The organism is Sphingomonas sp. (genome assembly GCF_017304635.1).
In the GTDB taxonomy this organism is placed as follows: domain Bacteria; phylum Pseudomonadota; class Alphaproteobacteria; order Sphingomonadales; family Sphingomonadaceae; genus Sphingomonas.
The window spans coordinates 396,708-422,570 of record NZ_JAFKMA010000002.1 but is presented as its reverse complement, the minus strand read 5'-3'; the positions used below and the strand labels follow the sequence as shown (position 1 = coordinate 422,570).

Here is a 25,863-nt window from a genome sequence, read left to right as displayed (position 1 = left end):
CTGCCGGGGAGCGGGCCGGCACCGTTACACCGAAAAGCTCGTGCCGCAACCGCAGCCCGACGCCGCGTTGGGATTGTCGACGGTGAAATGCGCGCCGCCCAGATTGTCGACGAAATCGACCGCGCACCCGCGCACCAGGTCGAGGCTCACGTCATCGACCACCAGCTTCACGCCATCGACCTCCGCGATCGCGTCGCCCGGCTCCGGCCCGTCGGCGAGCCCGAACTTGTACTGGAACCCCGAACAGCCGCCGCCCTCGACCGACAGCCGCAGCACGGCCGGCTTGCCCTGCCGCTCGGCGATCCACGCCACGCGCCTGGCAGCGGCGGAAGTCAGCGCGATGTCGGAAGCGAGCGTTGCCATGCCGGGGAGATAGGCGCGCGCCCGACAGATCGCAATCCGCCCAGAATGGACGCGTCGCTCCGCACCAGCTGCTTCGGCGATGGTAGTTTGCGGATAAGGGGAGGGGCAAAATGGCGAGATTGCTCGAAGAGCGGCATCAGCATTGCGGTTGCCGACATGGTTGCGGGACCTCGGCGATCATCAAGCGGTGGAGTTGCGGCTGCGTCCAGGTTCGCATCCTCAATGACCAAAGTCCGCATTCGGATTGCACCAATTTTAGCGGGATGCGCCGTCATTGCGGTGGATCAGGTCATCCGCGCGAGGATTGAGCGCCCCAAACGAATTGGGCCGCGCCGGTCGCCCGGCGCGGCCCATCCTCTCTTATCTCGTGGCGCGATCAGTCGGCGCTGTCGCTCGCGGCAGGGCCGTTGCTGACGGGCACCGCGTGCAGGTCGGGGCTGCGCACCGCAACGCTATAGTCGGCGGTGGTCAGGAACGGCACCGGGTTGACCGCGCGGCCGTCGATGCGGACCTCGTAATGGAGGTGCGGGCCGGTCGAGCGACCGGTCGAACCCGACAGCGCGATCAGCTGGCCGCGCTTCACATGCTCGCCGGCGGTGACCAGGATCTTCGACAAGTGGCCGAAGCGGGTCTGGATGCCGCGGCCATGATCGATCTCGACCAGATTGCCGTAGCCGCCCAAGCGCTCGGCGCGATCGACCACGCCATCGGCGGTGGCATAGACCGCGGTGCCAACGCCGCAGGGGATATCAACGCCCGGATGGAACGCCGCGGTGCCGCGGAACGGATCGCTGCGGATGCCGAAATTGCTGGTGAAGCTGAGGTTCGCGACCGGCTGCACCGACGGGATCGAGATCAGACCGTTTTCGAGCGTGTCGAGCTTCTTCCAGGTCTGGAACAGCGCGCGGAACTGCGCATCGGCGGCGAGATCGGCAGTCGCCTCCGCACTATCGGCGGCGATCAGCGGTCCGCCCATCGCGGTGCCACGCGGCATGAAGCGGCGCGGGTCGATGCCGACCGCCTTCGCGCGCTGGACGGCGACTGCATAGCGCCGCTCGGTCGCGGCGCGGGCACGGACGGCCAAGCCGACCTGCGCCTGCTCGACCTTGGTCAGCGGCGCGACATAGGCGGCGGCGACCTTGGCGGCGGTCGGGTCGATCGGCTGGTACGCGACCGGCTGAACCTTGCCCTGCCCGTCGAGCGCGGCGGCGATCATCGCCTGGCGCGCCTCGATCCGCTTGGCGCGGACATCGGCGACATAGCGGATCTGCTGGATCTTCGCCTGCATGTCGGCGACCTGAGTTTCCATCTGCGCGACCTGCGCTTCGGCGGTCAGCGGCTTGCCTGCGAGCCCGGTCAGCGCGATCGCGTGCGAGCCGACCTGCGCGACGCCATAAGCGGAGAAACACAGCGACACGGCGCCCGCCGCGGCCAGCCCGACCTGCGTACGGCCGGCGATCGAGAACCGCCGCAGATCGCGGCCATCATGGAAGATGAAATCGCGCGTCTTGAACAACTGCCCGAAGCGCGCCAGCGCGCCGCGCAAACTCGTCAGATCAATCATGTGTCCCCGGCCAACCCTGGTGACGACCACCAGTCGGCGGCCCCGCTTTTTCGATACTGCACCGGGGCCCACTCTACCCGCCCGATGCCACGAACCGGACCCTGCCCACTCCCGCGCGACGCGCAACCCTAATGGTTAAGATCGCGGGTCAGACCGGCAGCTTCGCGCGGCGAGTCGTTGAATCGCGTGTCAACGACGATGCAATGCGGGTGACGCTTTCGTCCAATACGGTGCGCGATTCGGCCTTGTCCGCCGAGTCTCGGGAGCCCGGTTGCGGTGCCGGCCCGCTCCCCCGCCCGGCCGCCCATAGGGTACGATGTCTGGGCGGTCGGGCGGGGGAGCGGGCCGGCACCGCTTCGAAACTCGCACTCTCGCGAGTTTCGCAAACGGACTCTCAAGCCAGTTCGCGAACCGCCGCCAGCACCTGGTCGACATGCCCCGGCACCTTCACCTTGCGCCACATGCGCACCAGCGCGCCCGTCGCGTCGAACAGCCAGGTCGAGCGGTCGATGCCAATATATTCACGCCCGTACAGAACCTTGGGCACCCAGGCGCCGAACGCTTCGATCACTTCCTGTTCGTCGCTGGCGAGCGGCACCGTCAGGTCGTATTTCGCGGTGAACTTGGCGTGCTTCGCGGGCGTGTCCTTGGAAACGCCGAGCACGGCCGCGCCAGCCTTCGCGAAGTCGGCACCCGCCGCGCTGAACTCCTGCGCTTCCCTGGTGCAGCCGGCGGTGTCGTCCTTCGGGTAGAAATAGAGCACCAGCGGCTTGCCGACATAGTCGCGCAGCCGGATCGGCCCGTCGGCGCCGGCCAGCTCGAGGTCGGGCAGCGCGCCCCCCACATCAAGTCCCGCCATGCGATCCTCCGCTCACGCTTGCCCACATCGTCGCGACCTCCTGCCGCGTCGCGTCGAGCCGCGCAACCAGCGCGTCCCAATCGGTGATGCCGAGCGCGGCGACGATCAGCGCGCGGGTCGGCGGCGACGGCGGCTGGCTGTCGGGCGCGACCAGCCGCAGCAGCACCAGCACGCGCGTCAGTAGGCGATAGGCGTCGCCCAGCGCGGCCGGCGCCAAATCGCGCTCGGCCAGCATCGTAATCGCGGGGTCGAGATCGGGATCGAGCGCGACACCGCCATTCGCCAGTTGCAGGACATGGACCGCGAACTCCAGATCGACCAGCCCGCCGGGCGACAGCTTGACGTCGAGCGGGCCGGCCGGCGGCTTGTGCGTCGCCATGTCGACGCGCATCGACGTCGCGTCGGCGATCATCTTGGCACGATCACGCGGGGCGGTCAGCACGTCGGCGATGATCGTCTCGACCGCAGCGCGCGCGGCTGTCGATCCGAACACCGGCCGCGCCCGCGTCAGCGCCATATGCTCCCACGTCCAGGCATCCTCGCGCTGATATCGCGCGAACCCGTCGAGCGAGACGACCAGCGGCCCTTGCGCGCCCGATGGCCGCAACCGCGTGTCGATCTCGTAGAGCGGACCCGACGCGGTCGGCACCGACAGCGCCGCCGTCACCCGCTGCGCCAGGCGGTTGTAGTAATGCACCGCGCCGAGCGGTTTCGCGCCGTCCGATTCCGCCGCGAAATCGCCGGTGAACAGGTAGATCAGGTCGAGATCGGACGCTTGCGTCAATGCTCCGCCGCCAAGCCGGCCGAGCGCCAGGATCAGCAGCTCGCTGTCGGGTACGCGACCATGTGCGCGGGCGAACTCTGCGACCGTCGCCTCGGCCAGCACCGCGATCGCGGCGTCGGCGACGCGCGCATAGCCGTGCGACACCGCCAGCGGATCGGCCGCGCCCGCGACCATCTGCGCGCCGAGGGCGAAGCGCTTCTCGCCCACGACTCGCCGCGCGCGTTCGAGCAGCGACTGGTAATCGTCCCGCGCCTCCCCCCGCGCCATTTCGGCGGCGAGCTCCTCGACGCTGCCGACCGGCGCGAACGCGGTGGCGTCGATCAGCCCGTCGAGAAGTTCGGGGCGCCGGCCGAGCGCGTCGGCGAGCGGCGGCGCATGGCTGAGGATCGTCGCGACCAGTTGCGCGAGCGGCGGCCGCGCCTCGAGCAGGCGGAAGAAGTTGATCGCACTCGGCAACCGCGACAGCATCGCATCGGCACGGACCAGGGCGGCGCGCGGATCGGGCGCCTGACCCAGCGCGGCGACCAGGGCGGGCAGTACGGCCTCCAGCGCCTGCCGTGCCGCCGGGCTGCGCAGCGCGGGATACGATCCGCCGCGCCAGCGCTCGATCAGCTGCACCGCTGTCGCCGCGTCGTCGAACCCCAGCCGCGCGCATTGCTCCGCCAGCACATCGTTATCGCCCGACAGCGCGTCGCTTTCGGGCGGATCGAGCGAGTCGTAGAGCCGGCTCACCGTCGCGACGCGCGGCGCCAGGTCGGCGATCAGCGCGGCGCCATCGGCCCACCCGCCCAGTTGAGCGGCATTGTCGAGCGCGTCCGGCTGGCGTGGGAGCGAATGCGTCTGGCGGTCGTCGATCATCTGCAACCGATGCTCGACCGTGCGGTAGAATATATAGGCCTCGCTCAGCGCCGCCGCTTCGTCGGCGCCGATCCACCCGGCCGCCGCCAGTGCCGCCAGGGCGTCACGCGTCGCCGGCGCGCGGAGCGACGCGTCGCGGCCGCCATGGACGAGCTGATGGACCTGCGCGAAGAACTCGATCTCGCGAATGCCGCCATGCCCGCGCTTCAGGTCGAAGCCGGGGCCGAGCCTCTGCCCCTGCGCATGATGGTCGCGAATGCGACGCGTGATCGCCCGAATCTCGCCGACCGCGCCGAAATCGACCGAGCGGCGCCAGACGAACGGGCGGATCGCGTCGAGAAAGCGCTGGCCGAGCGCAATATCGCCGGCGGCGGCACGCGCACGGATGAAAGCCGCGCGCTCCCACGGCAACGCCTGCGATTCGTAATAGGAGATCGCGGCATCGACCGGCAGCACGATCGGCGTGACCTCGGGCGACGGGCGCAGCCGCAGGTCGACGCGGAGCACGTACCCCTCCCCGTCGCGCGCCTGGAGCAGTTCGACGACGCGGCGGCCGATGCGGACGGCGGCGTCCTCCGGCTCCTCGCGCGGGCGGCACGGCAGGGTCGTCGGATCGAACAGCAGGATGGGATCGATGTCGGATGAATAGTTGAGCTCGCCGCTGCCCTGTTTGCCGAGCGCGATCGCGGTGAAACCCAGCGGCTCGGCATCGGGCGTGCGCTCGGCGATCGCGGCGCGGATCGCCACGTCGAGCGCGCGGTCGGCGAAGGCGGTCAGCCGCGTCGTGACGGCGGTCAGATCGAACGCGCCGGCCAGATCGGCGATCGCCACCACCAACGCTTCCTGCCGCCGTGCACGGCGCAGCGCGACGCCGATCGCGACCGCAGGATCGAGCGCGGCCGGCGCCGGCACGTCCCCGCCCGCCAGCGCTGCCGCGACCGCCGATTGCCGTTCCAGTTCGAGCCGCAGGAACGGCGCGTGCGCGTGGGCGCGCGCAATCGCATCGACGAAGACGGCGGCGTTACTCATCGCGGGCGGCGCGTAGCATAATAATCACAGTATTCCGCCAATCGTTACGGGCTGATTCAAATTAATCGCAGCTGCGGCAACAAAAGAGAAACAAATCGTCGCGGGACGGGTTTTTGCCGCATGAGTCCAGCCATCTCGCCTATTCCGACCGGTGCGACGGGGATGCGTCAGGTGGCACGACGGCCGCGCGACAGCGACGGCGTCGGCAGTGCGTTACGTCAGGTATTCGCACGCCCGTCGGCTTTGCCCACGGACATCGACAAGCTGCTCGCTCGTCTCGATCAGAACGACTGATCGTCCTCATTGTGACGCTCGTCCTCGTCGCCTTCGTCGGGCGCGGGATGATGATCGCCGCTCAGTTCGTCGACCTCGTCCATGATCGTGTCGAGCGCGGTGCGGCCCTGGTTGCTCGGCGCCTGATTGCGTGACGCCAGCACGTTGCCGCTCAGGATTCCCTCCAGCGCGACGCGACCGCGCGCGACGCGGCTCTTGATCGTGCCGACCGCGACCTGACAGATATCGGCCGCCTCTTCGTAGGCGAAGCCGCCGGCGCCGACCAGGATCAGCGCCTCGCGCTGCGGCTGCGGCAGGTGCAGCAACGCGCGCTGCATGTCGCCAAGTTCGACATGCTTGTCCTGGCTGGCGGGCGCGGCGAGGATGCGGTCGGCGACGAGATCGTCCCACTCGCCCTTGAACCGCGCGCGGCGCATCTGGCTGAGATACAGGTTGCGCAGGATGATGAAGGTCCAGGCGCGCATGTTGGTGCCGGCCTGGAACCGTTGCCGCGCCGCCCACGCCTTCATCAGCGTTTCCTGGACGAGGTCGTCGGCCAGATCGCGGCTGCCCGACAACGAACGGCCAAACGCGCGCAAGTGCGGAATGACTTGCGCGAGCTGTTGCTTGAACTCGGGGTCGGACAGAGCGACGTGCTCGGTCGGTTCCCCCTGATCGGCAGTGGCAGTGGCGGTGTCGGTCATGAAGCTCCGTGGCACGGGCGCAAATTCGCGACCTTGGCCCGATAGATAAGACGATTGGCGCGAAAGCCAACCGCTACGCGTTACTTATGGAAAAGGTACGGCCCCCAGACGAGCAGCGACAGCACGACGACCGCCAGCAGGATCGAGATCCCCAGCACCCAGCGCATGTGGCCGGATGTCTCGCCGGCACGCGCTTCTTCACCGGATTCGCGGATTCTGGGTTGGTTAGGATCAGCCATCCCGGTCGAACGCGCCAAATCCGTTTTGGGTCCGTAACCGACGGAACTTTGCCGCCATCGATTTCGCCATTTGTCGCGCAATCGCGGAATCGATGCAGCCGGCCGGCGAAAGGCTCGCCCGTTCGTCCGACAGCTGTACGATCAGGCCGGTACCGTCGCCTCGTCGAAGAACAACGCCTGGCTGATCGCCGCCTTCACCGTCGAGCGCTGGAACGGCTTGGTGATGAGGAACGTCGGCTCGGGCCGCTCGCCGGTCAACAGGCGCTCGGGAAAGGCGGTGATGAAGATCACCGGCACCTGGAACTCGGTCAGGATGTCCTTGACCGCGTCGATCCCCGAACTGTCGTCGGCAAGCTGGATGTCGGCCAGGACAAGACCCGGGCGATCGGCCATTGCCGACGCCACCGCCTCGTCGCGCGTTACCGCGACGCTGGTCACGTCATGGCCGAGGTCGCGGACGATCGTCTCGATGTCCATCGCGATGATCGGCTCGTCCTCGATGATGAGCACGCGAGCGCGAGTCTGTTTCTCGATCTCGGCCAGCGCCTCGGCAACCAGCGCGTCGACGCTGTCGGCATCGGTGTCGATCAGGAAGCCGGCATCCTCCGCGCTGAAACCCTCCATCGCGGTCAGCAACAGCGCCTGGCGCGACAGCGGGGTGATCTTCGCGAGCCGCGCGCGCGCGATCGCCTCCTGATCGTCGCCGCTCTCGATATCCTCGCTCAGCGCCACTTCGTCGTCGCGGTTGGTCGTCCGCCAGATCACCTGGAACGTGCGATACAGGCCGAGCCGCGGATCGACATCGCGCGGAAACTCCTCCGGCGCCGCCACGATCGCCTCCAGCGCGGCGCGGACGTAGCGGTCGCCATGTTCCTGGCTGCCGGTCAGAGCGCGGCCATAGCGGCGGAGAAACGGTAGATGAGGGGCAAGCTGCTGACCGAGCGACATGGTGATAAGGGACTCCCCGAAAACGGCCGTCCTTGTGCGGGCGCGACCTGATTAACGCAACATGACTTATTTCTGTTCGATGGCGGAACAATCGACGGCGTTTTTGGTTTCACGAGGGCCGTGGCGTAATTTCGCCGGGGGATCGTATATGCGGGGCGCACGTGCGCGTTACACCGTTTCACCATGGCGGATGTCGAAGGGGATCGTTTTGCAGTCTGACAAGCCGTCACCGAAGCGGAGCAAATCCGGCGGATCCGGTGACGACGGTGGAAAACGCAAGGATGAGGCGGTCGGCAGCGCGCTGCGGTCGGTGTATGACAATGCCGTCAGCGAACCCGTTCCCGACGAGATGCTCGATCTGCTCCGCAAGCTGGGCTGAGCGATGAACGACAGCGCGGCCCGCCGGCACCCAGGATCGACACTGGGCGCACGGATCGCGCGCATGCCGACCGGCGCGAAGATCTTCGTCATCCTGCTGGCGGTGCTGCTGCCGTTCGCGATCGTCGCGGTGCTGGCGACGCTGTCCACCACGCGGCAGGCCGGGCAAGAGGCAAGCTCGCAGCTACGCCTCGCCGCGCAGGAAAGCGGACGGCATCTGGCGATCGAACTGGTCGGCGACATGACCGCCCTGATCTCGGCGATGAACGCGCTGGGTCACGACCCCGCCGACGCGCCGAGTTGCGCGCGCGCCATCGGCGTTTTCACGCAACAGGGCGTCGCCGGCCCGACCTTCCGGATCACCGATCGCAGCGGCCGTACGCTGTGCGGCGACAGCCTGCCGATCGTCTCACCGGCGGCGCTGCCCGGCGGACCGGTCGCGTCGCGGATCGTCGCCGATCGCGGATTGGTCCTGTCGGTGACGAGTGCCGACGGGGCGACGCGCGGCGCGGCGTTCTTCCCCATCGCGTTCCTTCGCACGATCGCCAAGCCCAGCGCCTTCTCGGGCGATTATACCGAGACCCTGCGCATCATCGATAACGATGCCGATGTCCTGGTGCTGCGCGAACCGGCCGCGAATTCGGTGTTGGCGGTGCACCCGGCGGAAAAGACGATCCTCAACATCGGCAACCTCGCGGTCGGCATGTCGACCAGCGCGAGCGTGTTCACGCAGCCGATCCTGCTGTCGTTGCTAGTGCCGATCGTCATGTGGCTGCTGGCGGCGGCAGTCGCGTGGCTGGTGGTCGATCGCATGCTGGTTCGGCCGTTGCGCTCGCTGCGGACGCAGATCGCCGCCTATCGCCCCGGCGAGACGATCGATCCCAACATGCTCCGCGCTCTTCCCGCCCAGGAAATCCGCGAGCTCGGCGAGACCTTCCGGTCGCTCAGCCGCACCCTGATCCTGCACGAGGCGGGATTGGCGGAGGGACTGGTGCGCCAGACCAAGCTGACACGCGAGGTCCATCACCGCGTCAAGAACAACCTGCAGGTCATCTCCAGCCTCATCAACCTCCATTCGCGTAGCGCGCAGGCCGACGAGGCGATGCTCGCCTATGCCTCGATCCAGCGCCGGGTCGATGCGCTGTCGGTCGTCCATCGCCACCATTTCGCGGAGATGGAGGACAATCGTGGCCTCGCCTTGCGCGCGGTGATCGGCGAGCTCGCGTCGAACATCCGCGCGACCAGTCCCGAGGGCGCGCGGATGAGCATCCTGCTCGAGATCGAGCCGTTCCTGGTCAGCCAGGACGTGGCGATCGCGATCGCCTTCCTGCTGACCGAGTTGATCGAGCTGGCGACGCGGATCAATCCGGCGGCGCAGATTCGGCTGTCGGTGCGCGCGGGCGAGACGCCGATGGCGGCGATCCTCCGCACGAGTTCGCCGGCCCTGGTCGAAAGCGACGCGCTGAAGGAAGCGCTCGGCCAGCGTTATGCTCGCGTCGTCGAGGGCCTGTCGCGGCAGCTCCGCGCGCCGCTGCATCACGACCCGCTGACGGGGTCATATGAAATCGCGATCCCGGTCACCGGACGCGATTGATCGGTTGCGGAAAAAAGATGCCGCCGCGCGCTTTTTTTGGGAACCCATTTTGGTGAGAGCCGTTCTGATCTTCGGATAGCGACCTTATGCCCCCCCCGCTCTCGCTATCCAAGACATAGGCCCGGAAGCGTCCACCCCTCCCCCCCCGGTGACGCTTTCGGGCCTAAATTCTTTTCAGAGCAATGATTTGGAACGGCAGGCCGCGATGCGGCTCAGCCGGCAGCTTCGACGTGATCCGTCTTTGCGCGACGGCGGTGCGTCAGCCAGATCGCAACCAGCGTCAGGTAGAACAGCCCGACCAGCGGCGCCGCCAGCATCACCATCGACCCGGCGTCGGGCGGCGCCAGGAACAACGCAACCGCAAAGCAACCGAGGATCGCGTACCGCTGCGCCTTCACCAATTGCTGGAGCGTCACGATCCCCGCCCTCTCGAGCAGCATCAGTAGGACTGGCAGTAGAAACGACACCCCGAACCCGAACAGGAACTGCATGATGACGGTCAGGTAATTGCCGACCATCGGTAACGCTTCCTGCTGCACTCCGCCCACATCGGTCTGATAGCTCAGCAGGAAGTGCAACGCCGCCGGGATCGCGACGTAATAGGCCATCGCGCAACCCGCGGCGAACAGCACCGGCGTCGCCAGCAGGAACGGCAGCAGCGCGCGCTTTTCCTTGCGGTACAGGCCGGGGGCGATGAACTGCCACAATTGGTTGGCGACGACCGGGAACGAGAGCACGGTGGCGGCGAAGAACGCGACCTTGAGCTGGACGAAGAACGCCTCGAACAATTGCGCGTAATAGACCTTTTTCTGCCCCGCCGCGACCAGCGGCTTGACCAGGAACCCGAAGATCGGCTCGGCGAAATAAAGGCAGATGCCGAACAGCACCGCCAGCGTCGCGAGGCTGATGAGCAGCCGTTTGCGCAATTCGACCAGATGCTCGAACAGCGGCGCGCGGCTGGCGTCCATCGCCATTTCGTCTTCGGGATCGATCATCGCGTCAGGGCTTGGCCGGCTTCGCGCGCGGGCGAGCCGTTGATTTCGCCGGCACGCGCTTGCGCGGCGCGGGCGCGGTCACGGTGGTGCCCGCCGCCGGCTTCGCGCGCCGCTTGGGCGCGGCCTTGACCGGCGCGATCGCCGGTTCTTCCGCGACGGGCATGTCGACCACCGGCGCGGTCGGCTCGACCTGGGGCAGCGGCTCGACGGAAGCCGGCTCGTGCGGTGCGGGCTCGTGCGGCGCCATTAGCGCGGCCTGGTCCGGCGTCGGCGGAAATTCGCGCATGATCCGCTCGTTCTCCGCCTTCCACTTGCGCTCCATTTCCTGGAACTCGGATTCGCGGATCATGTCGTCGAACCCGGAGCGGAACGTGCGCGCCATGCCCCGCGCACGCCCGACCCATTGCCCGGCGATCCGCATCGCGCGCGGCAGGTCCTTCGGCGGGATGACGAGCAACGCGACCGTGCCCAGCACCAGCAATTCGGTCGGGGCGATATCCAGGATCATGCGACCGGACTCCTGTCCGGCTGTTAACGCTCGGCGTCGCGGACGCGCTGCGCCTCGGCGTCGATCACCGGATCGGCGCGCTTCGCTTCCAGCCGCTGCGGTGGCGTCTCGTCGTCGTCGGCCATGCCCTTCTTGAACTGCTTGATACCCTTGGCGACGTCGCCCATCATATTCGAGAAGCGGCCACCGCCGAGCACGAGGATCGCGATCACGCCGAATATCAGCCAATGGACCAGGCTGAAACTACCCATCACTCAATCTCCTCGAACGCGACATGCGGCATTGGATATCGCCCTATTTAAGCGTCTTCGGCCGCGTTTGCCACTTCTTCGTCGTCGCTATCGCCCAAAACCGCATCCGCCAGCGCGAGATCGATCGGATCGAGCAGCCCGGCCGCGCGCAGATCGTCGATCCCGGGCAGGTCGCGGCGGCTGGCGAGCCCGAAATGCGTCAGGAAGTCGGGCGTGGTCGCATAGGTGAGCGGACGCCCCGGCGTCTCGCGCCGGCCGGCCGGGCGCGCCCAGCCCGCCTCCATCAACACGTCGAGCGTTCCCTTCGAAATCTGCACGCCGCGGATCGCCTCGATCTCCGCCCGCGTCACCGGCTCGTGATAGGCGATGATCGCCAGCGTCTCGATCGCAGCGCGCGACAGCTTGCGCGGTTCCTCGCGGTCGCGGCGGAGAAGGTGGGCGAGGTCGCCCGCGGTCTGGAAATGCCAGCGGTCACCGCGCCGGACCAGCTCGATGCCGCGCCCGGCATGGAACGCCGCGATGCGATCGAGCGCCTGGCGCACGTCGCCCTCGCCGACATGCGCGCGGATCGCGTCGAGCGTCAGCGGCTCGGCGGCGGCGAACAGCACCGCCTCGACCGCGCGCTCGAATGGGTCGGGCTCCTCGCTCATCCGGCGGCCTTGAGGTAGAGCGGTGCGAATGGCGATTGCTGGCGCAGCTCAGCCTTGCCCAGCCGCGCGAGTTCCAATGCCGCGACGAAGCTCGACGCCAGCGCCGACTTGCGGAACGCCCCGTCGAACCCCGGCGGCAGAAAGGTCTCGATCGTCGCCCAGTCAAGCGATTCGCCGAGCAACCGCGATACGCGCTCCAGCGCGGCGTCGAGCGTCATCACCGGACGCTCATGGACGACGTGGAAGACCGGCCGGTTGCGCGCGTTGATCTGGCCATAGGCGGCGATCAGGTCGTAAATCTCCGCCTGCCACAGCGACTTGCGGACGGTGCGCAACCCCTCGGGCGCGGTCCGCGCGAACACGTCACGCCCCAGCCGATCGCGTGCCAGCAACCGTGCGCCAGCCTCGCGCATCGCATTCAGCCGTTCGAGCCGCAATTGCAGCCGCAGCGCCAGTTCCTCGGGGCTCGGCTCGACTTCGGGATCGCGCGGGAGGAGCAGCGCCGACTTCAGATACGCCAGCCACGCCGCCATCACGAGATAATCGGCCGCGACCTCCAGCTTGAGCGCCCGCGCCTGCTCGACATAGGCCAGATACTGCTCGACGAGGGCAAGGATCGAGATTTGCTTGAGATCCACCTTCTGCGACCGCGCCAGCGCCAGCAGCAGGTCGAGCGGCCCCTCCCACCCATCTATGTCGAGCGTCAGCGTGTCGGGATCGGGGTCCATCGGCGGATGTAAGCGGATCGCGGCCGGATTGTCACCTGCGGCTCTGCCCATCACCGTCATCTTCGCGAAGCCGGGGACCCAGCTCCCACCCTATCCCCCAACGCCACGGTCGTTTCGTGAGGCATGGGCTGGAGCTGGGTCCCCGCTTTCGCGGGGATGACGACCTTGGTTGGGATCAAACCAACGCCAGCAACGCATCCCGCTTGGCGATCTGTTCCGCGAAATCCCCCTCCGGCGCGCCGATCGTCGCCATCGCGCGCTCCAGCCGGTCGAGCGAGCGGGGCGGCATGTCGCTCAGCAACTCGGCGATCTCGGCCATCTCGTCCATCCGGCCCCAGCAATCGAGCACAACGTCGCACCCCGCCGCGATCGCCCCCGCCGCCTTCTCGCCCGCCGTGCCCGACAGCGCCTTCATGTCGATATCGTCGGTCATCAACAGCCCGTCGAAGCCGATCTTGCCGCGGATCACCTCCTCGACGATCACTGGCGACAGCGTCGCTGGGCGCTCCCGGTCCCACGCCTCGAATACGATGTGACTTGTCATGCCCATCGGCGCATGCGCGAGCGTGCGGAACGGCCGGAGGTCGCTGTCCAGCTCGGCTTCGGACGCCGTCACCGTCGGCAGCGCTAGATGGGTGTCGAGGTGCGAGCGGCCATGCCCCGGCATGTGCTTGACCACCCCGACGACGCCACCAGCCTGCAACCCCTCCAGGATCGCGCGGCCCATCGCGGCGACGCGCATCGGCTCATGCCCCAGCGCGCGGATCGTGATCGCCTCGGTCGTGTCGGGCTGCGCCACGTCGAGCAATGGCCAGCAATCGACGTTGATGCCGACCTCCGCCAGCATCAGCGCGGTCGCGTGGGCGTTGGCGCGCGCCGCCTCGATCGCCGACATAGGCGCGATATCGTACAACGCGTCGAACACTGGCCCGGCTGGGAAATCGGGCCATTCGGGCGGGCCCAGCCGCTGCACCCGTCCGCCCTCCTGATCGATCAGGATCGGCACGTCGTCGCGCCCCGACAGATCCCGCAGCGAGTCGGTCAACGCCCGGAGTTGCGCGCGATCGGCTACGTTGCGCTTGAACAGGATGTAGCCGCATGGATCGGCTTCACGATAGAAAGCGCGCTCGTCGGCGGTCAGGGCCAGGCCGGACAGGCCGTAGATGACGGGTTTCATAAGCATCTCTCTCCCCTCCCGCTCGCGGGAGGGGTCGGGGGTGGGCGTACGCGCGGCCAGCATTTGTGCTGCCACAAAAAAGCGATCGGGACTGGGTCCCGGCCGCTTCTTTGCCCACCCCTAGCCCCTCCCGCAAGCGGGAGGGGAACGCTCAACTCGTGACGATGCACGCCTCGCCGGCGACCTTGATCTTGCCACACAGGTCCTGCGCCGCGCTCGCGCTGCCGGCATTGACCTTCAGGCGATAGAAGGTGCGGCCATTGACTTCCGCCTTCTCGATCGATTTGCCGAGGTTGGCGAGATAGCTGAAGCGCTTCGACAACTGACTCCACGCCGAATTGGCGCTGCCCTCGCTCGGGAACGAGCCGAGCTGGACCAGCGCGCCACCGCCCCCGCCCGACGAGATCGGCACCGGGCGTCCGGGCGGCGGCGCGGTCAGCTTGCCGCCCGACCCGGCGACGCTGGCGGTCGCGGTCGAGGATCCGCCGCTGGCCGACGTGCCCGACGGCGCCTTCTTCCCGACGATCGGCGTCTCGGGCAGGTTCTTGGCGGCGATCGCGCCGTTGCCGCCGGCACCGCCGCTCGCCGCGACCGCGGCATCGCCCTCGCCCTGCACCTTCAGCCCGCCGGCATCGTCCGGCTTGACCTTGTACGGTCCCACCGGCGGCGCGATCAGGTCGCCGTTGCCGGCCGGCTGCGGGCGATGTTTGAACCAGTAGACGCCACCGAAGATCGCCGCGAGCGCGACCAGCCCGACCAGCACCAGCCCGATCACGCGGCCGAGCGAGGTCGGCTGCTCGTCATCCGCCGTTTCCAGCCACGGCAACCGATCATCGTCGGTCACGGTCGGCTCGCTCCACTGGGCGCCCGCCATCACTTCATCTCCTCGACCGCCTCGACCCCCATGATGGCGAGACCATTGCGGATAATCTGCCCGATCGCACGTCCCAGGAAAAGCCGCGCGCAGGTGAGATCGTGGTTATCGGTCAGGACAAAGCGGCGCTCCGGCCAGTCGTTGCCGACATTCCAAGCCGCATGAAATTCCGCCGCCAAGTCATAGAGATAGAACGCAATCCGATGCGGCTCGCGGGCTGCCGCCGCGGTCTCCACCACCCGCGGGAATTGCGCGGCCAGCTTCACCAGCGCCAAGTCTTCCGTATCAAGAAGGGACAGGTCGGCGGCACCGCACGTGATTCCCGCCTCCGCCGCCCGCCGGCCGAGCGACGCGATTCGGGCATGGGCGTACTGAACGTAGAATACCGGATTGTCCTTCGACGCCTCCACCACCTTGGCGAAGTCGAAATCCATTTGCGCATCCGCCTTGCGGGTCAGCATGGTGAAGCGCACGACGTCCTTGCCGACTTCGCGCACGACGTCAGCAAGCGTCACGAAGTTACCGGCCCGCTTGGACATTTTGACCGGTTCGCCACCACGCAACAGCCGCACCATCTGGACCAATTTGACGTCGAACCGCGTCCGCCCTTCGGTCAGCGCCTGCACCGCCGCGACGATCCGCTTGACCGTCCCGGCATGATCCGCGCCCCAAATGTCGATCAGCGCGTCGGCGGTCTGCGCCTTCTGCCAATGGTAGGCGAGATCGGCACCGAAATAGGTCCAGCTACCGTTCGACTTCTTGATCGGACGATCCTGGTCGTCGCCGAACTGCGACGAGCGGAACAGCGGCAGCTCGACCGGCTCCCAATCCTCCGGCGTTTCGCCCTTCGGCGCTTCGAGCACGCCGTCATAGACGAGGCCCCGCGCGCGCAGTTCCGCCTCCGCCGCCTCGGGCTTCTTCGCGGCCTGCAACGCCGCCTCGGAGGAGAACAGATCGTGATGAATGCCGAGTAACGCCAAGTCGGCCTTGATGAGCGCCATCATCGCCGCGACCGCGGTCGTCCGGAACAGCACGACCCACTCGCTCTCCGGCGCGGCCGCGTACTTGTCGCCGAACTCCTGCGCCAGCGCCTGGCCGACCGGGATCAGATAATCGCCGGGGTACAGCCCCTCGGGAATCTCGCCGACCGCCTCGCCCAGCGCCTCGCGGTACCGCAGGTGCGCGGAGCGCGCGAGCACGTCGACCTGACCGCCGGCATCGTTGACGTAATATTCGCGGATGACCGTCGCGCCGCCCCATTCGAGCAGCGACGCCAAGGCGTCGCCGACCACCGCCCCCCGGCAATGCCCCATGTGCATCGGGCCGGTCGGGTTGGCCGAGACATATTCGATGTTGACCGTCTGCCCCTGCCCTTTGGTCGAGCGGCCATAGACATCGCCGCCATCGACGATCGCGGCGAGCTCGCTCCGCCACGTCGCATCGGTCAGCGTGAGATTGATGAAGCCGGGACCGGCGACCGCGACCGCGGCGACCTGATCGACCTTCGCCAGTTCGGCCGCGATCTTTTCCGCCAGCGCGCGCGGATTGGTCCCGGCGGGCTTGGCCAGCACCATCGCCGCGTTGGTCGCGAGATCGCCATGGCTGGCGTCGCGCGGCGGCTCGACCGTTACGGCCCCGCGCGCCAGCCCCGCCGGCAAGTCACCGCTCGCGGTCAGGGCATCGAGCGCCGCATCGATATGCGCGGCAAAACGGGGATAAAGCGGCATGTTCGGATCCGACGATGACAGGAAGCGGCGCCTGTAGCCGAAGGGATCGTTCGCTTCAAATCCTCCCCGCTTGCGGGGAGGTGGCAGCCGCAGGCTGACGGAGGGGGCAAGCCGCACGCGCAACGCTCGCGGCGCTCCCCCTCCGCCGCGCTACGCGCGCCACTTCCCCGTGAACGGAGAGGATCTTACGCCCGCGCCAGTCCCTGCACCGCCGCCGCACCCTTCGTGTCGGGGAACAGCGTCGCCATCACGCGCGCCGGTTCGACCGAATAATGGCCGGCGACTGCGCCCGCCACGAACTGGTCCAGCCCGAGCGTCGGCCTGAGATCGCGATTCTCGTACAGCTGCCCGTGTGCCAACCCGGGCCAGTCGGCGAGTACGCGCCCACCTTTCACCGCGCCGCCGACCAGCATCGCCGCCGAGCCGGTGCCGTGATCGCTGCCGCCGGTGCCGTTGACCGCGACGGTGCGGCCGAACTCGGTTGCGACCACCACCATCGTCCGGCTCCAGTCGGGGCCCATCCCGGTCTTGAGCGCCGCCAGCATCGCGTCGAGCCCCTTGAGCTGCGCCGCCAGCCGCCCGCGCTGCCCGGCATGGGTATCCCACCCGCCGGTCTCGATCATCGCGATCCGCGCGCCGTTAGCGGGGGCGAGCAGCTTGGCGGCGAGCGTGCCCGTCGCCGCGGCATTGGCGGCGTTCGCGGCCGTCAGGTCGCCGGTCAGCATCCGCGTGCTCATCGCTTCCGACCACAGGCCATGGAGCTGACCGTCGCCCTGATAGAGCGCCGCCACCCGCGCCATCAGGTCGTCCGACGCTTGCGGCAGCGCCGACGGAGCGTAGCTCGACACTTCATGGCTCCCACGCAGCGCCAGCGGCACCGTGGCCGATACCGCGATCGCTTTCGCCTCGCCCGACGGGATTACCCCGAGCATGCGATTGAGCCAGCCGTCCTTGACCTGGTACGCGCCGAGTCCGCCGCTTTCGAGCACGTTCTGCCCGTCGAAATGCGAGCGATCGCGGTACGGCGAGGCGACCGCGTGCGCGAACAATGCCTCGCCGCCGTCGTACATCTGGCCGAGCGAAGTCATCGCCGGGTGCAGCGCGAACATGCTGTCGAGCTTCTTGGCGTTCGCGAAGTCGGCCGCGAGTTGCCCTCGCGCGCCGGCGAAGGCGGGATCGCCGACCGCGCCGATCGTGCCGAGCCCGTCGGCGGCGCCGCGCTGGATGATGAAGACAAAGCGGCGGTCGGTCTCGGCCTTGGCGAACGCCATGCGCGGCGCCAGCGTCAGCGCGGCGAGCCCCGCGCCGTTGACGATGAAGGAGCGGCGGTCGAGCATGATTACCTCCTGAGCATTTCGGGCGACACCAGCAGCAGCGCGAGCCCCTGGCCGGGGCTTTCCGCGCGCGCGAGCGCCTGTTCGGTGGCCGGCGTCAGCGCGGCCGGGAAGAGTTTCGGTGCGAGGCTGCGCGCATCGACCTGCGCTCCGGCGCGAGTCGCGAAGCGTTCCGCCGCCTCGACCCGGCGGAGCAGCGCGTCGGGTCCGGCCCAGCTCGCGGCGATGTCGTCATAGCCGGCGGGCGATCCCGGCTTCCAGGTGGGCTGGCCGAGCTGGTTGAGCAACCCCACGCCAGCGAGCGGCTGCACCTGCTTGAGGCCGAGCGCGCGATAGGTGGAGACGCTCCACTCCCACGGCGTCTTGAACTTGACCGGCGCGGGCGTCCAGCATTCGGGGCTGTCGATCAGCACGCGATAAAGTGACGGCAAGTCACCGCCGGTCTTGAGGAAACTCGCCTGCAACCGCGCGACCAACGCCGGCGGCGGGGTGTCGCCGGCGAAGTGGCGCGCCAGCTTGGTCGCGATGTGCTGGGCGGTCGCGGGATGCGTCGCCAGCGTGTCGAGCACCGCCTGCGCCTGCCGCTCGCCGCCTTGGCCGTACCGCCGGCCGATGATGGTACGCTCGCCGGGCTCGTGCAGCCGTTCGGCGAAGACGAACTCGCCCGGCCTGCCGTCGGTCCCCGCCATCCGCGCCCCCGGCCCGCGCCCGATGCCGGAGACGGTCCAGCCGGTCAGCGCGCGCGCGAACTCGGTCACGTCGGCCTGGGTGTAGACCGACCGCACGCCGAGCGTGTGCAGTTCCATGATCTCGCGCGCGAGATTCTCGTTGAGGCCGAGCTTGTTGCCGCCCGGGCGCGGACGCCGCTGCGCGAACTGCCCCGCTGTGCTGTTGGGGCCGATCGACACCGCCTGGTCGAGATAGAGCAGCATAGCCGGATGCCGCTCGACCGCATTCACCATGTCGCCGAACTTACCCATCAGATGCGGGCGGATCGCCTCGAACTCGAGCGGACCAGCCAAGCCGATGACTTGCAGCTTGTCGATCGAGACGGCGAAATGGTTGGCCCAGAAATGCGCGAGGCGATCGGCGAACGGCGTCGGCGACAGCAGCGCGGCATCGATCCGCGCACCGACATGATCGACATAATCCTGGCGCATCTCCTGCCCTGCGACGCGTCGTGCGGCCATCGCGGGATTGCCCTGGATCGGCGGAGCGGCGGGTGCCGGCGGCGCGCCGGGCGCCATTTGCATCGCGGTGGCCGCACCCTCGGCCGGCGCACCGGGCAACGGCGCAGCAACGGCCCCGGAGGGCAGCGCTGCGCCGGGCGCCGCGGCGGGCCTGCGCCGCGTGATGCCCTGTTGCCGCAACATGCGTTGCTGTTCGTAGCAATCGGCGAGTTCGCCCGCGACCTTTTCGCGTCCCGGCACGGCGCCGATCGCCGCCGGCTGCGGTTCGAACGCCTCCAACTGGCGGTGCAGCCACCCCTTCGGATCCGCCGGAACGCTCTCGTCGGGTCGGGCACCGAGCCCGAAGCGATTGAGCGCAATGCTGGCATCGGCCATGCGCGTGTCTCCTTCTCGACGCTCGACCTACCGCAGCATTGTCGCACAATTGTCCCAGAGCGGCCCTGACTTGGCCGCCGAATGTCGCGTCAGAACCCCTCGGGCAGGTCGATCGGGCCGACCGCCTCGCGATAGCGGGCGATGGCATAGCGATCGGTCATCCCGGCGATGTAGTCGGCGATGTGGCGGCTGCGCCACGGCTCGTCGGCGGGAAGGTGCGCGGGCCAATCACCGGTCATCAGCGACGGATCGGCGCGATAAGCGTCGAACAGGCCGCCGACGATCTGCTGAGCCTTCGCCGCCGCCGCCAATTGCGAGGGATGGTGGTAGAGGTTGGCGTACATGAAGCGTTTCAGCGTGCGCTCGTCCTCGCGCATCCGGTCGGAAAAGGCGATCAACGCGCGCCCGACATCGCGGACATCGTCGGACGAGGTCACGCGTGCGTCGGCGATCGCGGCACGGCTCGTCGCGATCAGGTCGTTGACCATCGCGCCGATCTGGCCGCGGACCAGCTCGCCCGCCAACCGCGCCGGCGCGATGTCGGGGAAGCGCGCGCGGCACTGGTCCCAGCGCGCGGCGATCATCGGCACCGCCAGGATCTGGTCGAGGCTCAGCAGCCCGGCGCGCAGCCCGTCGTCGATGTCGTGATTGTCATAGGCGATGTCGTCGGCCAGCGCCGCGACCTGCGCCTCCAGCGACGCGAACGTTTCGAGTTCGAGCGGGAACGCATCGTCGGCCGCGGTCAGCGCCCATTGGGGCGACGCGACCGGGCCGTTATGCTTGGCCAGACCCTCCAGCGTCTCCCATGTCAGGTTGAGCCCCGGAAAGCGCGGATACGGACTGTCGATCAGCGTCAGCGCGCGCAGCGTGTTGCCGTTGTGATCGAACCCGCCCTGCCCCGCCAGCGCGGCCTGCAGCGCATCCTCCCCGGCATGGCCGAACGGCGGATGGCCGATATCGTGCGCGAGGCACAATGCCTCGGTCAGGTCCTCGTTGAGCCCGAGCGCCCGCGCGATGGTGCGGCCGATCTGCGCGACCTCCAGGCTGTGCGTCAGGCGAACGCGGAAGTGATCGCCGTCGGGGGCAAGGAATACTTGAGTCTTGTGGCGGAGCCGCCGGAAACTGATCGAATGGATGACGCGGTCGCGGTCGCGCTGGAACGCGTCGCGCGGCCCCCGCGCGGTGGTCTCCTCCTCGGGATAGAGCCGCCCAGCGCTGAGCGCGGGATCGGAGGCGTAGGGGGCGAGCGCGGACATCGCGGCGATGTAGTCACAGACGAGGGAACAGGGAACAGGGAACAGGGAACAGGGAACAGGGATCCGGAAGGCGAAACGATAGGGCGTGTCACTTCCTATTACTGCTCCCTGCTTCCTGCCTCCCCTACTTCCCGCTCAGCTTCTCGACCTTCTGGCCCTTGGTGCTGGTGAAGACGAAGGCGGGGACGCCGGCCTTGGTCAGCTTGTTCACGAAGCTCTGCGCCTCATCCGTATCGTTAAACGGACCGGTCAGCACGCGGTTGGTGGCGCGCAGCGGCGTCGTCCAGCCCTGCCGCCCGCGCAACAGGGCCGGCGCGCGGTCGCGCATGATCTGCCACGCTTTTTCGAGACTTGCCTCGTTGGCACCGCCCGCGACCTGGACCCAGACACGCGCCGGCGAGCTCTTCGCCTCGGCATCGGCCTTCGCCTTTTCGGCCGCCGCAGCGGCGAGCGCCTTGCACTTCGCCGACAACGGCACCTTGCGAGCGGCGGCGGCCGTCGCGCCGCGCTTGCCCGACGTCCTGCTCTTGGTCGGGGTCGGCGGCAGCGGGCAGCCGTTCTTGTCGAGCGCGGGCACGTCGTCGGCGACCGCGACCTTGATCGGGCGGCCGCGCGCATCGCGGGTCGGCACGCCGCTGTCGTCCGGGATCGCCGCGGCGAGATCGCGACCGCGCTTGGTCCGCGCGGTCGTCACGGGCGCGTCGGTGGTCGCCGTCTCGTCCTTGCCGGCACGCGTGCGAGTCGATTTCGTCGGTGCCTTGGTGGCAGCGGGCTTCGGTTCGGCCTTGGCGATCTGAACGGGAGTGGGCGCGGGACGCGGCGCCGGTGCCGGCGTCGCGACGGTGTTGGCGACGATCCGGGCGAGCACGCTGTCCTCGCTGGCGCGCGCGACGACGGTCGGCGCGGGAACGCCGGCTTCCGCCGCGCTCGGCTGATCGGCGACGCCGCGTTGGGGCGGCTCCGGCGTGGCGACCGGCGCGGCCGGGACGACGACGGGTGGAGTCGGCTCGGCCGCGGCAACGCGAGCGATCGTCGCCGGGCTCGCCGTCGAGACCGGCGAGGTCGGGACAGGAGTGGGGGTTGGCCGGACGATCACCGGCGGCACGGTCGACGACGCTGCTATCGTCGGTGCCGAGCGAACCGGTGTCGGCGTCGGAGCCGGGGTCGACAGGGTCCGAATCGGAACGGCGACGGCGACGATCGGGGCGCTTGGCGGCGTCGTAACAGGCGCGACAGCGACGCGCGGCGGCACCGTGGTCATGCGCGGCGCGGCGGAAGGAGGCGGCACCATCGCGACGGCCGTTGGAGCAGGTGTCGGCGTCGGTGTCGGCGAGGGCGCGGGCGCGCGAGCAACCGCGACGGGCGCTTCGTTGCGCCGGCGTCGTTTGTCGCGCTTGTTGCCGGTGTCGGCGACCATCACCGGTGCCGGCAGCGCCGCGACCACCGGCTTCGGCGCATAGGGATCGGGTCCGAGCGTCGGCAAGGCCGGGACCAGCCGCGCATCGGCGACCCGCGCCGGCGTCTCCGCAAGCTCGCCAAAATTGACCGCGAAGGCACGATCGGCGGCGGACAGTTGCGGCAGGCGACGGAAGAACGGCGCCAGCCCTGCGCCCAGCCCCGGCGACATCATCGTCTGCGCGATCTTCTCCGCGCCCGCCGTGTCGCCGGTCATCGCCAGCACGAACGCGCGGCTGCGCCACGCCGCGCGATCGCTGCGCAGCAACAGCGGGTCGAGCAGCTTCAGCGCCTCGTCCTTCCGCCCCGAAATAGCGAGCGACAGTGCGTAACGCCGCGTCACTTCATCATCGACACCGTTCCGCAGCACCAGCCGATAATCGCGTTGCGCGCGCTCCTGCTGCCCGACCAGATCATAGGCGAGGCCGCGGTCAGCGGCATAGCGCGCCGGGTCGAGCCCGCGCGCCTCGGCCTCTTGGAACCGGCGCAGCGCTTCGCCCGGGCGTTCGGCGCGGACCATCAGGCTGCCCCACCCCGCCTTGACCCGTGGATTGTTCGGATCGAGCTTTTCCGCGCGCGTAAAGAAACCGGCGGCGGCGGTCGGATCGCCCAGCTTCAGCGTCAGTTCGCCGGCCGTGACCAGCGCCTCGATGTCGAGCGGGTTGGCGGCGAGCAGCCGCATGTCGGCGGCCAGCGCGTCGGCGGCGCGATTGTCTTCGCTGGTCTGGGCATGGGCACTGCCGATCGCCGCGCATCCCAGCGCGGCGGCGGTCAGAACTCGGCGGAACGTCATGCCGTCACCTATGCCGATCCGTGGCTGAACGGAAATCGAACGTGCGCGGCATGCGCGCCAAAACGAGACGCCGGGGCGACGAACGCCCCGGCGACACGGCCTTGCGGCTCAATTCACTGATTGTTCTGGCGATGCAGGAAGCGCGGAATGTCGAGCGAGTCCTTCGACGGTTCCTCATTGTCGCCGAACGCGCCGCGCGCGACGCTCTGCATCCGCTCGAACAGCGTACCGCCCAGCTTCGCCTTGGGCGCGGGCGCCTCGTCGTCCTGGCTGCCGGGCGCGATCGACGCGCCGCCATGACCGAAATCGTCACCGAACGACAGTACCGGCTTGGTCGGCGCTTCTTCGGGCACCGCGACATCGGAACCGAGCACCAATTCGTCTTCCGACGCGGCCGGTTCGGGAGCGGCGGGCGCTTCGGCGGTCGCGGGGGCCGGCTCGGACAGTTCGAGCGGCGCGGGCTCGGCCGGCGTTTCGACGGCGGCATGCACTTCGGGCTCCGGCGTCGGCGCGGGGGCCGGTTCGGACACCTTCACCGGGGCGACCGCTTCGCCGCTGCGGCGGCCGAACGAGAAGGCACGGCCGGCCGGCTCGGACGCGGCGGGCGACGCCGTCGCGCTGGTGTCCGCCTCGATTCCGGTCGCGACGACCGAGACACGAATCTTGCCTTCCAGATCGGGATTGAACGCCGAGCCCCAGATGATGTTGGCGTCGTCGTCGACCAGCTCGCGGATATGGTTCGCGGCTTCGTCGACCTCGAGCAGGCGCATGTCCTCGCCACCGGTGATCGAGACGATGACGCCCTTCGCGCCCTTCATCGACACGCCGTCGAGCAGCGGGTTGGCGATCGCCTTCGACGCGGCTTCGATGGCGCGGTTGTCGCCATCGGCCTCGCCGGTGCCCATCATCGCCTTGCCCATCTCCTGCATCACCGAGCGGACGTCGGCGAAGTCGAGGTTGATGAGGCCCGGCATCACCATCAGGTCGGTGATGCCGCGCACGCCCTGTTGCAGCACTTCGTCCGCCATCTCGAACGCCTGCTTGAACGTCGTGTTGGCGTTGGCGACCAGGAACAGGTTCTGGTTGGGGATGACGATCAGCGTGTCGACATACTTCTGCAGTTCGTCGATGCCGGCGTCCGCCGCCTTGGCGCGACGATTGCCCTCGAAGCTGAACGGCTTGGTGACGACGCCGACGGTCAGGATGCCCATGTCGCGCGCGGCCTTGGCGATCACCGGAGCGGCGCCGGTGCCGGTGCCGCCGCCCATGCCGGCGGCGATGAAGCACATGTGCGACCCTTCGAGCGTCTTGGTCACGCTCTCGATCGTTTCCTCGGCGGCGGCGCGGCCGATCTCCGGCCGACTGCCCGCGCCCAGCCCTTGGGTGATCTTCGCGCCGAGCTGGATCTTCTGCCCCGCCTGGCTCTGCTTCAGCGCCTGCGCATCGGTGTTCGCGACCAGGAATTCGACGCCCTGGACGTCGTTGCGCATCATGTTGGCGATCGCGTTGCCGCCCGCGCCGCCGACGCCGATGACCGCGATCCGCGGGGTCAGCTCATCCACCTCGGGGGGAAGGAATTCGACCATGCTCACTATCTCCGCCTCGTCCCGTCACCGGGATGTAATCTACTACGTCTTGCACCAGCAGCGGGGGATGATCCACCACAAATGGTACCCGATTTACGTATTCTGTTAATAGTTGGCCTTGGCGGTCTGGATCAAGCGGCGCACGCGCGACAGGGGCGAGGTCGAGCGATGCACCGTCTGGCGCTCGGCGGTCGCCAGCCCGCGCAGGTCGATCGGATCGGTCGCCGCGTGATGGACCAGTCCCGCCAGCGTCGCGAATGCCGGCCCGGCATGCGCATCGGGTAGCCCGGCGAGGCCGCGTGGCCGCCCCACCCGCACCGATCGCCCGAGCGAGGATTGTGCATAATCGGCGATCCCCTTCAGTTCTGCCCCGCCGCCGGTCAGCACGACCTGACGCCCGACCGTGCCGTCGAACTTCATCGCCGCCAGCGCCTTGCCGATTTCGGCCAGCAACAGTTCGAGCCGCTGGCGGATCACCGCGATCAACTGCGCCTTGGTGATGCGCGGTCTCTCGCTCGATCCGTCGTCGGACAGCGGCGTGATCTCGATCATCTCGTGATTGTCGCGCGGGGACGCGTTGGCGCAACCGTGGAAACACTTCATCCGCTCCGCCTGGCTGCGGCTGGCACCGAAGGTCGAGGCGATGTCGTCGGTGATGTCGGCCGCCCCCATCGGAATCGTCGTCAGCCCGACCAGCATGCCGCCCGCGAACAGCGACACGTTGGTGATCCCCGCCCCCATCTCGACCAAGGCGGTGCCGAGCTCGCGCTCCTCCGCGCTCAGACAGGCGAGACCCGTCGCCACGGGGGCGGCGATGATCGACTTCACCTCCAGGTGCGACTTGGCGACGCACAGCCCGATATTGCGCACCGGCGAGCCGTCGGCGGCGATCACGTGGATGTGGACGCCCAGCCGGTCGGCATGCAGCCCGAGCGGGTTCTTGACCCCGGTAATGCCGTCGAGCGTGTAGAGCGCGGGCTGCGCATGCAGCACCATGCGGCCGGCGGGATCGATCGACTCCCGCCCGGCGCGGAGCAGCGCGTCGATGTCCGATTGCTCGATGCGATGCCCGCCCATTTCGAACTCGATCGAGGCGACGTCGCTGACCAGCCCGCCGGCCGAGAACCCGACCCACACGTTCTCGATATTGGTCTGCGCGATCCGCTCGGCCTGCTCGACCGCCTCGCGCACCGCGACTTCGGTCGCCGCCATGTCGGCGATGCAGCCACGCTTGATCCCCTTCGATTCCCGTTGCCCGGTGCCGAGTACGATCAGTTCGCCGCCGTCGCCCTTCTGCGCGATCATCGCCGACACTTTCGACGATCCGATGTCGAGCGCGGTAATCAGTCCTTCGGGTGCCGCCTTTGCCAT

23 protein-coding genes are annotated in these 25,863 nt (G+C 68.6%); 2 read left to right on the top strand and 21 right to left on the bottom strand.

Going from position 1 to position 25,863, the window contains the following annotated elements; genetic code table 11:
* Positions 1 to 24: 24 nt before the first annotated feature.
* The 7 genes from J0I47_RS09110 to J0I47_RS09080 form a co-directional block, all read right to left on the bottom strand.
* Positions 25 to 363 carry an iron-sulfur cluster assembly accessory protein gene (locus tag J0I47_RS09110; protein ID WP_294046543.1) on the bottom strand — a complete coding sequence of 113 codons (339 nt, stop codon included), beginning with the start codon at positions 361 to 363 and terminating at the stop codon, positions 25 to 27.
* Positions 364 to 739: 376 nt separating this feature from the next.
* Complete coding sequence (locus J0I47_RS09105) at positions 740 to 1,927, bottom strand: M23 family metallopeptidase (RefSeq protein ID WP_294046541.1); 1,188 nt, start codon at positions 1,925 to 1,927, stop codon at positions 740 to 742.
* Positions 1,928 to 2,321: 394 nt separating this feature from the next.
* The gene (locus J0I47_RS09100; RefSeq protein ID WP_294046540.1) at positions 2,322 to 2,786 is read right to left on the bottom strand and encodes a peroxiredoxin; all 465 of its coding nucleotides are present in this window, start codon (positions 2,784 to 2,786) and stop codon (positions 2,322 to 2,324) included.
* Entirely contained in the window at positions 2,773 to 5,457 is a 2,685-nt protein-coding gene (locus J0I47_RS09095; RefSeq protein ID WP_294046538.1) for a bifunctional [glutamine synthetase] adenylyltransferase/[glutamine synthetase]-adenylyl-L-tyrosine phosphorylase, read from the bottom strand. Before J0I47_RS09095 ends, J0I47_RS09100 begins: the two co-directional genes overlap by 14 nt.
* A gap of 281 nt (positions 5,458 to 5,738) precedes the next feature.
* Positions 5,739 to 6,434, bottom strand: a complete 696-nt coding sequence (locus J0I47_RS09090) for a sigma-70 family RNA polymerase sigma factor (RefSeq protein WP_294046537.1) — start codon at positions 6,432 to 6,434, stop codon at positions 5,739 to 5,741.
* Positions 6,435 to 6,514: 80 nt separating this feature from the next.
* A complete protein-coding gene (locus tag J0I47_RS09085) occupies positions 6,515 to 6,673 on the bottom strand; it encodes a hypothetical protein (RefSeq protein WP_294046535.1) in 159 nt (52 codons plus the stop codon).
* Between the two features lie 141 nt (positions 6,674 to 6,814).
* Positions 6,815 to 7,621: a response regulator gene (locus tag J0I47_RS09080; protein WP_294046533.1), complete on the bottom strand. Its 807-nt coding sequence runs from the start codon at positions 7,619 to 7,621 to the stop codon at positions 6,815 to 6,817.
* 61 nt (positions 7,622 to 7,682) lie between these two features.
* Between J0I47_RS09080 and J0I47_RS09075 the strand changes: the two genes are divergently transcribed.
* Both J0I47_RS09075 and J0I47_RS09070 read left to right on the top strand, forming a co-directional pair.
* Positions 7,683 to 8,000 carry a NepR family anti-sigma factor gene (locus J0I47_RS09075; RefSeq protein WP_294046532.1) on the top strand — a complete coding sequence of 106 codons (318 nt, stop codon included), beginning with the start codon at positions 7,683 to 7,685 and terminating at the stop codon, positions 7,998 to 8,000.
* A gap of 3 nt (positions 8,001 to 8,003) precedes the next feature.
* Positions 8,004 to 9,593 (top strand): histidine kinase dimerization/phosphoacceptor domain -containing protein, encoded by a 1,590-nt coding sequence (locus tag J0I47_RS09070; protein ID WP_294046531.1) that lies wholly within the window; start codon positions 8,004 to 8,006, stop codon positions 9,591 to 9,593.
* Positions 9,594 to 9,805: 212 nt separating this feature from the next.
* On the opposite strand, the gene tatC is transcribed toward J0I47_RS09070, so the two are convergent.
* From tatC to ftsA, 14 genes are all read right to left on the bottom strand, one after another.
* Positions 9,806 to 10,588 carry a twin-arginine translocase subunit TatC gene (tatC, locus tag J0I47_RS09065; protein ID WP_294046530.1) on the bottom strand — a complete coding sequence of 261 codons (783 nt, stop codon included), beginning with the start codon at positions 10,586 to 10,588 and terminating at the stop codon, positions 9,806 to 9,808.
* Between the two features lie 4 nt (positions 10,589 to 10,592).
* The gene (gene tatB / locus J0I47_RS09060) at positions 10,593 to 11,093 is read right to left on the bottom strand and encodes a Sec-independent protein translocase protein TatB (protein WP_294046726.1); all 501 of its coding nucleotides are present in this window, start codon (positions 11,091 to 11,093) and stop codon (positions 10,593 to 10,595) included.
* Between the two features lie 26 nt (positions 11,094 to 11,119).
* A complete protein-coding gene (locus tag J0I47_RS09055) occupies positions 11,120 to 11,347 on the bottom strand; it encodes a twin-arginine translocase TatA/TatE family subunit (RefSeq protein ID WP_294046528.1) in 228 nt (75 codons plus the stop codon).
* A 47-nt stretch (positions 11,348 to 11,394) separates the two neighbouring features.
* Positions 11,395 to 11,997 (bottom strand): SMC-Scp complex subunit ScpB, encoded by a 603-nt coding sequence (gene scpB, locus J0I47_RS09050; protein WP_294046527.1) that lies wholly within the window; start codon positions 11,995 to 11,997, stop codon positions 11,395 to 11,397.
* Positions 11,994 to 12,725 carry a ScpA family protein gene (locus J0I47_RS09045; RefSeq protein WP_294046724.1) on the bottom strand — a complete coding sequence of 244 codons (732 nt, stop codon included), beginning with the start codon at positions 12,723 to 12,725 and terminating at the stop codon, positions 11,994 to 11,996. The genes scpB and J0I47_RS09045 overlap by 4 nt, the downstream gene beginning before the upstream one ends.
* A 175-nt stretch (positions 12,726 to 12,900) precedes the next feature.
* Entirely contained in the window at positions 12,901 to 13,902 is a 1,002-nt protein-coding gene (locus J0I47_RS09040) for a glycoside hydrolase family 3 N-terminal domain-containing protein (RefSeq protein ID WP_294046723.1), read from the bottom strand.
* Between the two features lie 151 nt (positions 13,903 to 14,053).
* A complete protein-coding gene (locus tag J0I47_RS09035) occupies positions 14,054 to 14,776 on the bottom strand; it encodes an SPOR domain-containing protein (RefSeq protein WP_294046526.1) in 723 nt (240 codons plus the stop codon).
* Entirely contained in the window at positions 14,776 to 16,503 is a 1,728-nt protein-coding gene (gene argS, locus J0I47_RS09030) for an arginine--tRNA ligase (RefSeq protein WP_294046524.1), read from the bottom strand. Before argS ends, J0I47_RS09035 begins: the two co-directional genes overlap by 1 nt.
* A 185-nt stretch (positions 16,504 to 16,688) precedes the next feature.
* The gene (locus tag J0I47_RS09025; RefSeq protein WP_294046522.1) at positions 16,689 to 17,840 is read right to left on the bottom strand and encodes a DUF1501 domain-containing protein; all 1,152 of its coding nucleotides are present in this window, start codon (positions 17,838 to 17,840) and stop codon (positions 16,689 to 16,691) included.
* A 2-nt stretch (positions 17,841 to 17,842) separates the two neighbouring features.
* On the bottom strand, positions 17,843 to 19,402 hold the full coding sequence (locus tag J0I47_RS09020) for a DUF1800 domain-containing protein (RefSeq protein ID WP_294046520.1): 1,560 nt from the start codon (positions 19,400 to 19,402) through the stop codon (positions 17,843 to 17,845).
* Between the two features lie 89 nt (positions 19,403 to 19,491).
* Positions 19,492 to 20,658 carry a deoxyguanosinetriphosphate triphosphohydrolase gene (locus tag J0I47_RS09015; protein WP_294046518.1) on the bottom strand — a complete coding sequence of 389 codons (1,167 nt, stop codon included), beginning with the start codon at positions 20,656 to 20,658 and terminating at the stop codon, positions 19,492 to 19,494.
* Positions 20,659 to 20,782: 124 nt separating this feature from the next.
* Positions 20,783 to 22,906 (bottom strand): SPOR domain-containing protein, encoded by a 2,124-nt coding sequence (locus tag J0I47_RS09010; RefSeq protein ID WP_294046516.1) that lies wholly within the window; start codon positions 22,904 to 22,906, stop codon positions 20,783 to 20,785.
* 113 nt (positions 22,907 to 23,019) lie between these two features.
* Positions 23,020 to 24,492 carry a cell division protein FtsZ gene (gene ftsZ / locus J0I47_RS09005; protein WP_294046721.1) on the bottom strand — a complete coding sequence of 491 codons (1,473 nt, stop codon included), beginning with the start codon at positions 24,490 to 24,492 and terminating at the stop codon, positions 23,020 to 23,022.
* Positions 24,493 to 24,597: 105 nt separating this feature from the next.
* Complete coding sequence (ftsA, locus tag J0I47_RS09000; protein ID WP_294046514.1) at positions 24,598 to 25,863, bottom strand: cell division protein FtsA; 1,266 nt, start codon at positions 25,861 to 25,863, stop codon at positions 24,598 to 24,600.

Coding starts and splice junctions, on each gene's coding strand:
- J0I47_RS09020 (WP_294046520.1), bottom strand. CDS start 19,402: ATGGCCGATGCCAGCATTGCGCTCAATCGCTTCGGGCTCGGTGCCCGA.
- J0I47_RS09015 (WP_294046518.1), bottom strand. CDS start 20,658: ATGTCCGCGCTCGCCCCCTACGCCTCCGATCCCGCGCTCAGCGCTGGG.
- tatC (WP_294046530.1), bottom strand. CDS start 10,588: ATGATCGATCCCGAAGACGAAATGGCGATGGACGCCAGCCGCGCGCCG.
- J0I47_RS09085 (WP_294046535.1), bottom strand. CDS start 6,673: ATGGCTGATCCTAACCAACCCAGAATCCGCGAATCCGGTGAAGAAGCG.
- J0I47_RS09035 (WP_294046526.1), bottom strand. CDS start 14,776: ATGGCGGGCGCCCAGTGGAGCGAGCCGACCGTGACCGACGATGATCGG.
- ftsZ (WP_294046721.1), bottom strand. CDS start 24,492: ATGGTCGAATTCCTTCCCCCCGAGGTGGATGAGCTGACCCCGCGGATC.
- J0I47_RS09075 (WP_294046532.1), top strand. CDS start 7,683: ATGACTTATTTCTGTTCGATGGCGGAACAATCGACGGCGTTTTTGGTT.
- J0I47_RS09105 (WP_294046541.1), bottom strand. CDS start 1,927: ATGATTGATCTGACGAGTTTGCGCGGCGCGCTGGCGCGCTTCGGGCAG.
- argS (WP_294046524.1), bottom strand. CDS start 16,503: ATGCCGCTTTATCCCCGTTTTGCCGCGCATATCGATGCGGCGCTCGAT.
- J0I47_RS09040 (WP_294046723.1), bottom strand. CDS start 13,902: ATGAAACCCGTCATCTACGGCCTGTCCGGCCTGGCCCTGACCGCCGAC.
- J0I47_RS09095 (WP_294046538.1), bottom strand. CDS start 5,457: ATGAGTAACGCCGCCGTCTTCGTCGATGCGATTGCGCGCGCCCACGCG.
- J0I47_RS09100 (WP_294046540.1), bottom strand. CDS start 2,786: ATGGCGGGACTTGATGTGGGGGGCGCGCTGCCCGACCTCGAGCTGGCC.
- J0I47_RS09010 (WP_294046516.1), bottom strand. CDS start 22,906: ATGACGTTCCGCCGAGTTCTGACCGCCGCCGCGCTGGGATGCGCGGCG.
- J0I47_RS09055 (WP_294046528.1), bottom strand. CDS start 11,347: ATGGGTAGTTTCAGCCTGGTCCATTGGCTGATATTCGGCGTGATCGCG.
- J0I47_RS09080 (WP_294046533.1), bottom strand. CDS start 7,621: ATGTCGCTCGGTCAGCAGCTTGCCCCTCATCTACCGTTTCTCCGCCGC.
- J0I47_RS09025 (WP_294046522.1), bottom strand. CDS start 17,840: ATGCTCGACCGCCGCTCCTTCATCGTCAACGGCGCGGGGCTCGCCGCG.
- ftsA (WP_294046514.1), bottom strand. CDS start 25,863: ATGGCAAAGGCGGCACCCGAAGGACTGATTACCGCGCTCGACATCGGA.
- J0I47_RS09090 (WP_294046537.1), bottom strand. CDS start 6,434: ATGACCGACACCGCCACTGCCACTGCCGATCAGGGGGAACCGACCGAG.
- J0I47_RS09070 (WP_294046531.1), top strand. CDS start 8,004: ATGAACGACAGCGCGGCCCGCCGGCACCCAGGATCGACACTGGGCGCA.
- scpB (WP_294046527.1), bottom strand. CDS start 11,997: ATGAGCGAGGAGCCCGACCCATTCGAGCGCGCGGTCGAGGCGGTGCTG.
- J0I47_RS09045 (WP_294046724.1), bottom strand. CDS start 12,725: ATGGACCCCGATCCCGACACGCTGACGCTCGACATAGATGGGTGGGAG.
- J0I47_RS09110 (WP_294046543.1), bottom strand. CDS start 363: ATGGCAACGCTCGCTTCCGACATCGCGCTGACTTCCGCCGCTGCCAGG.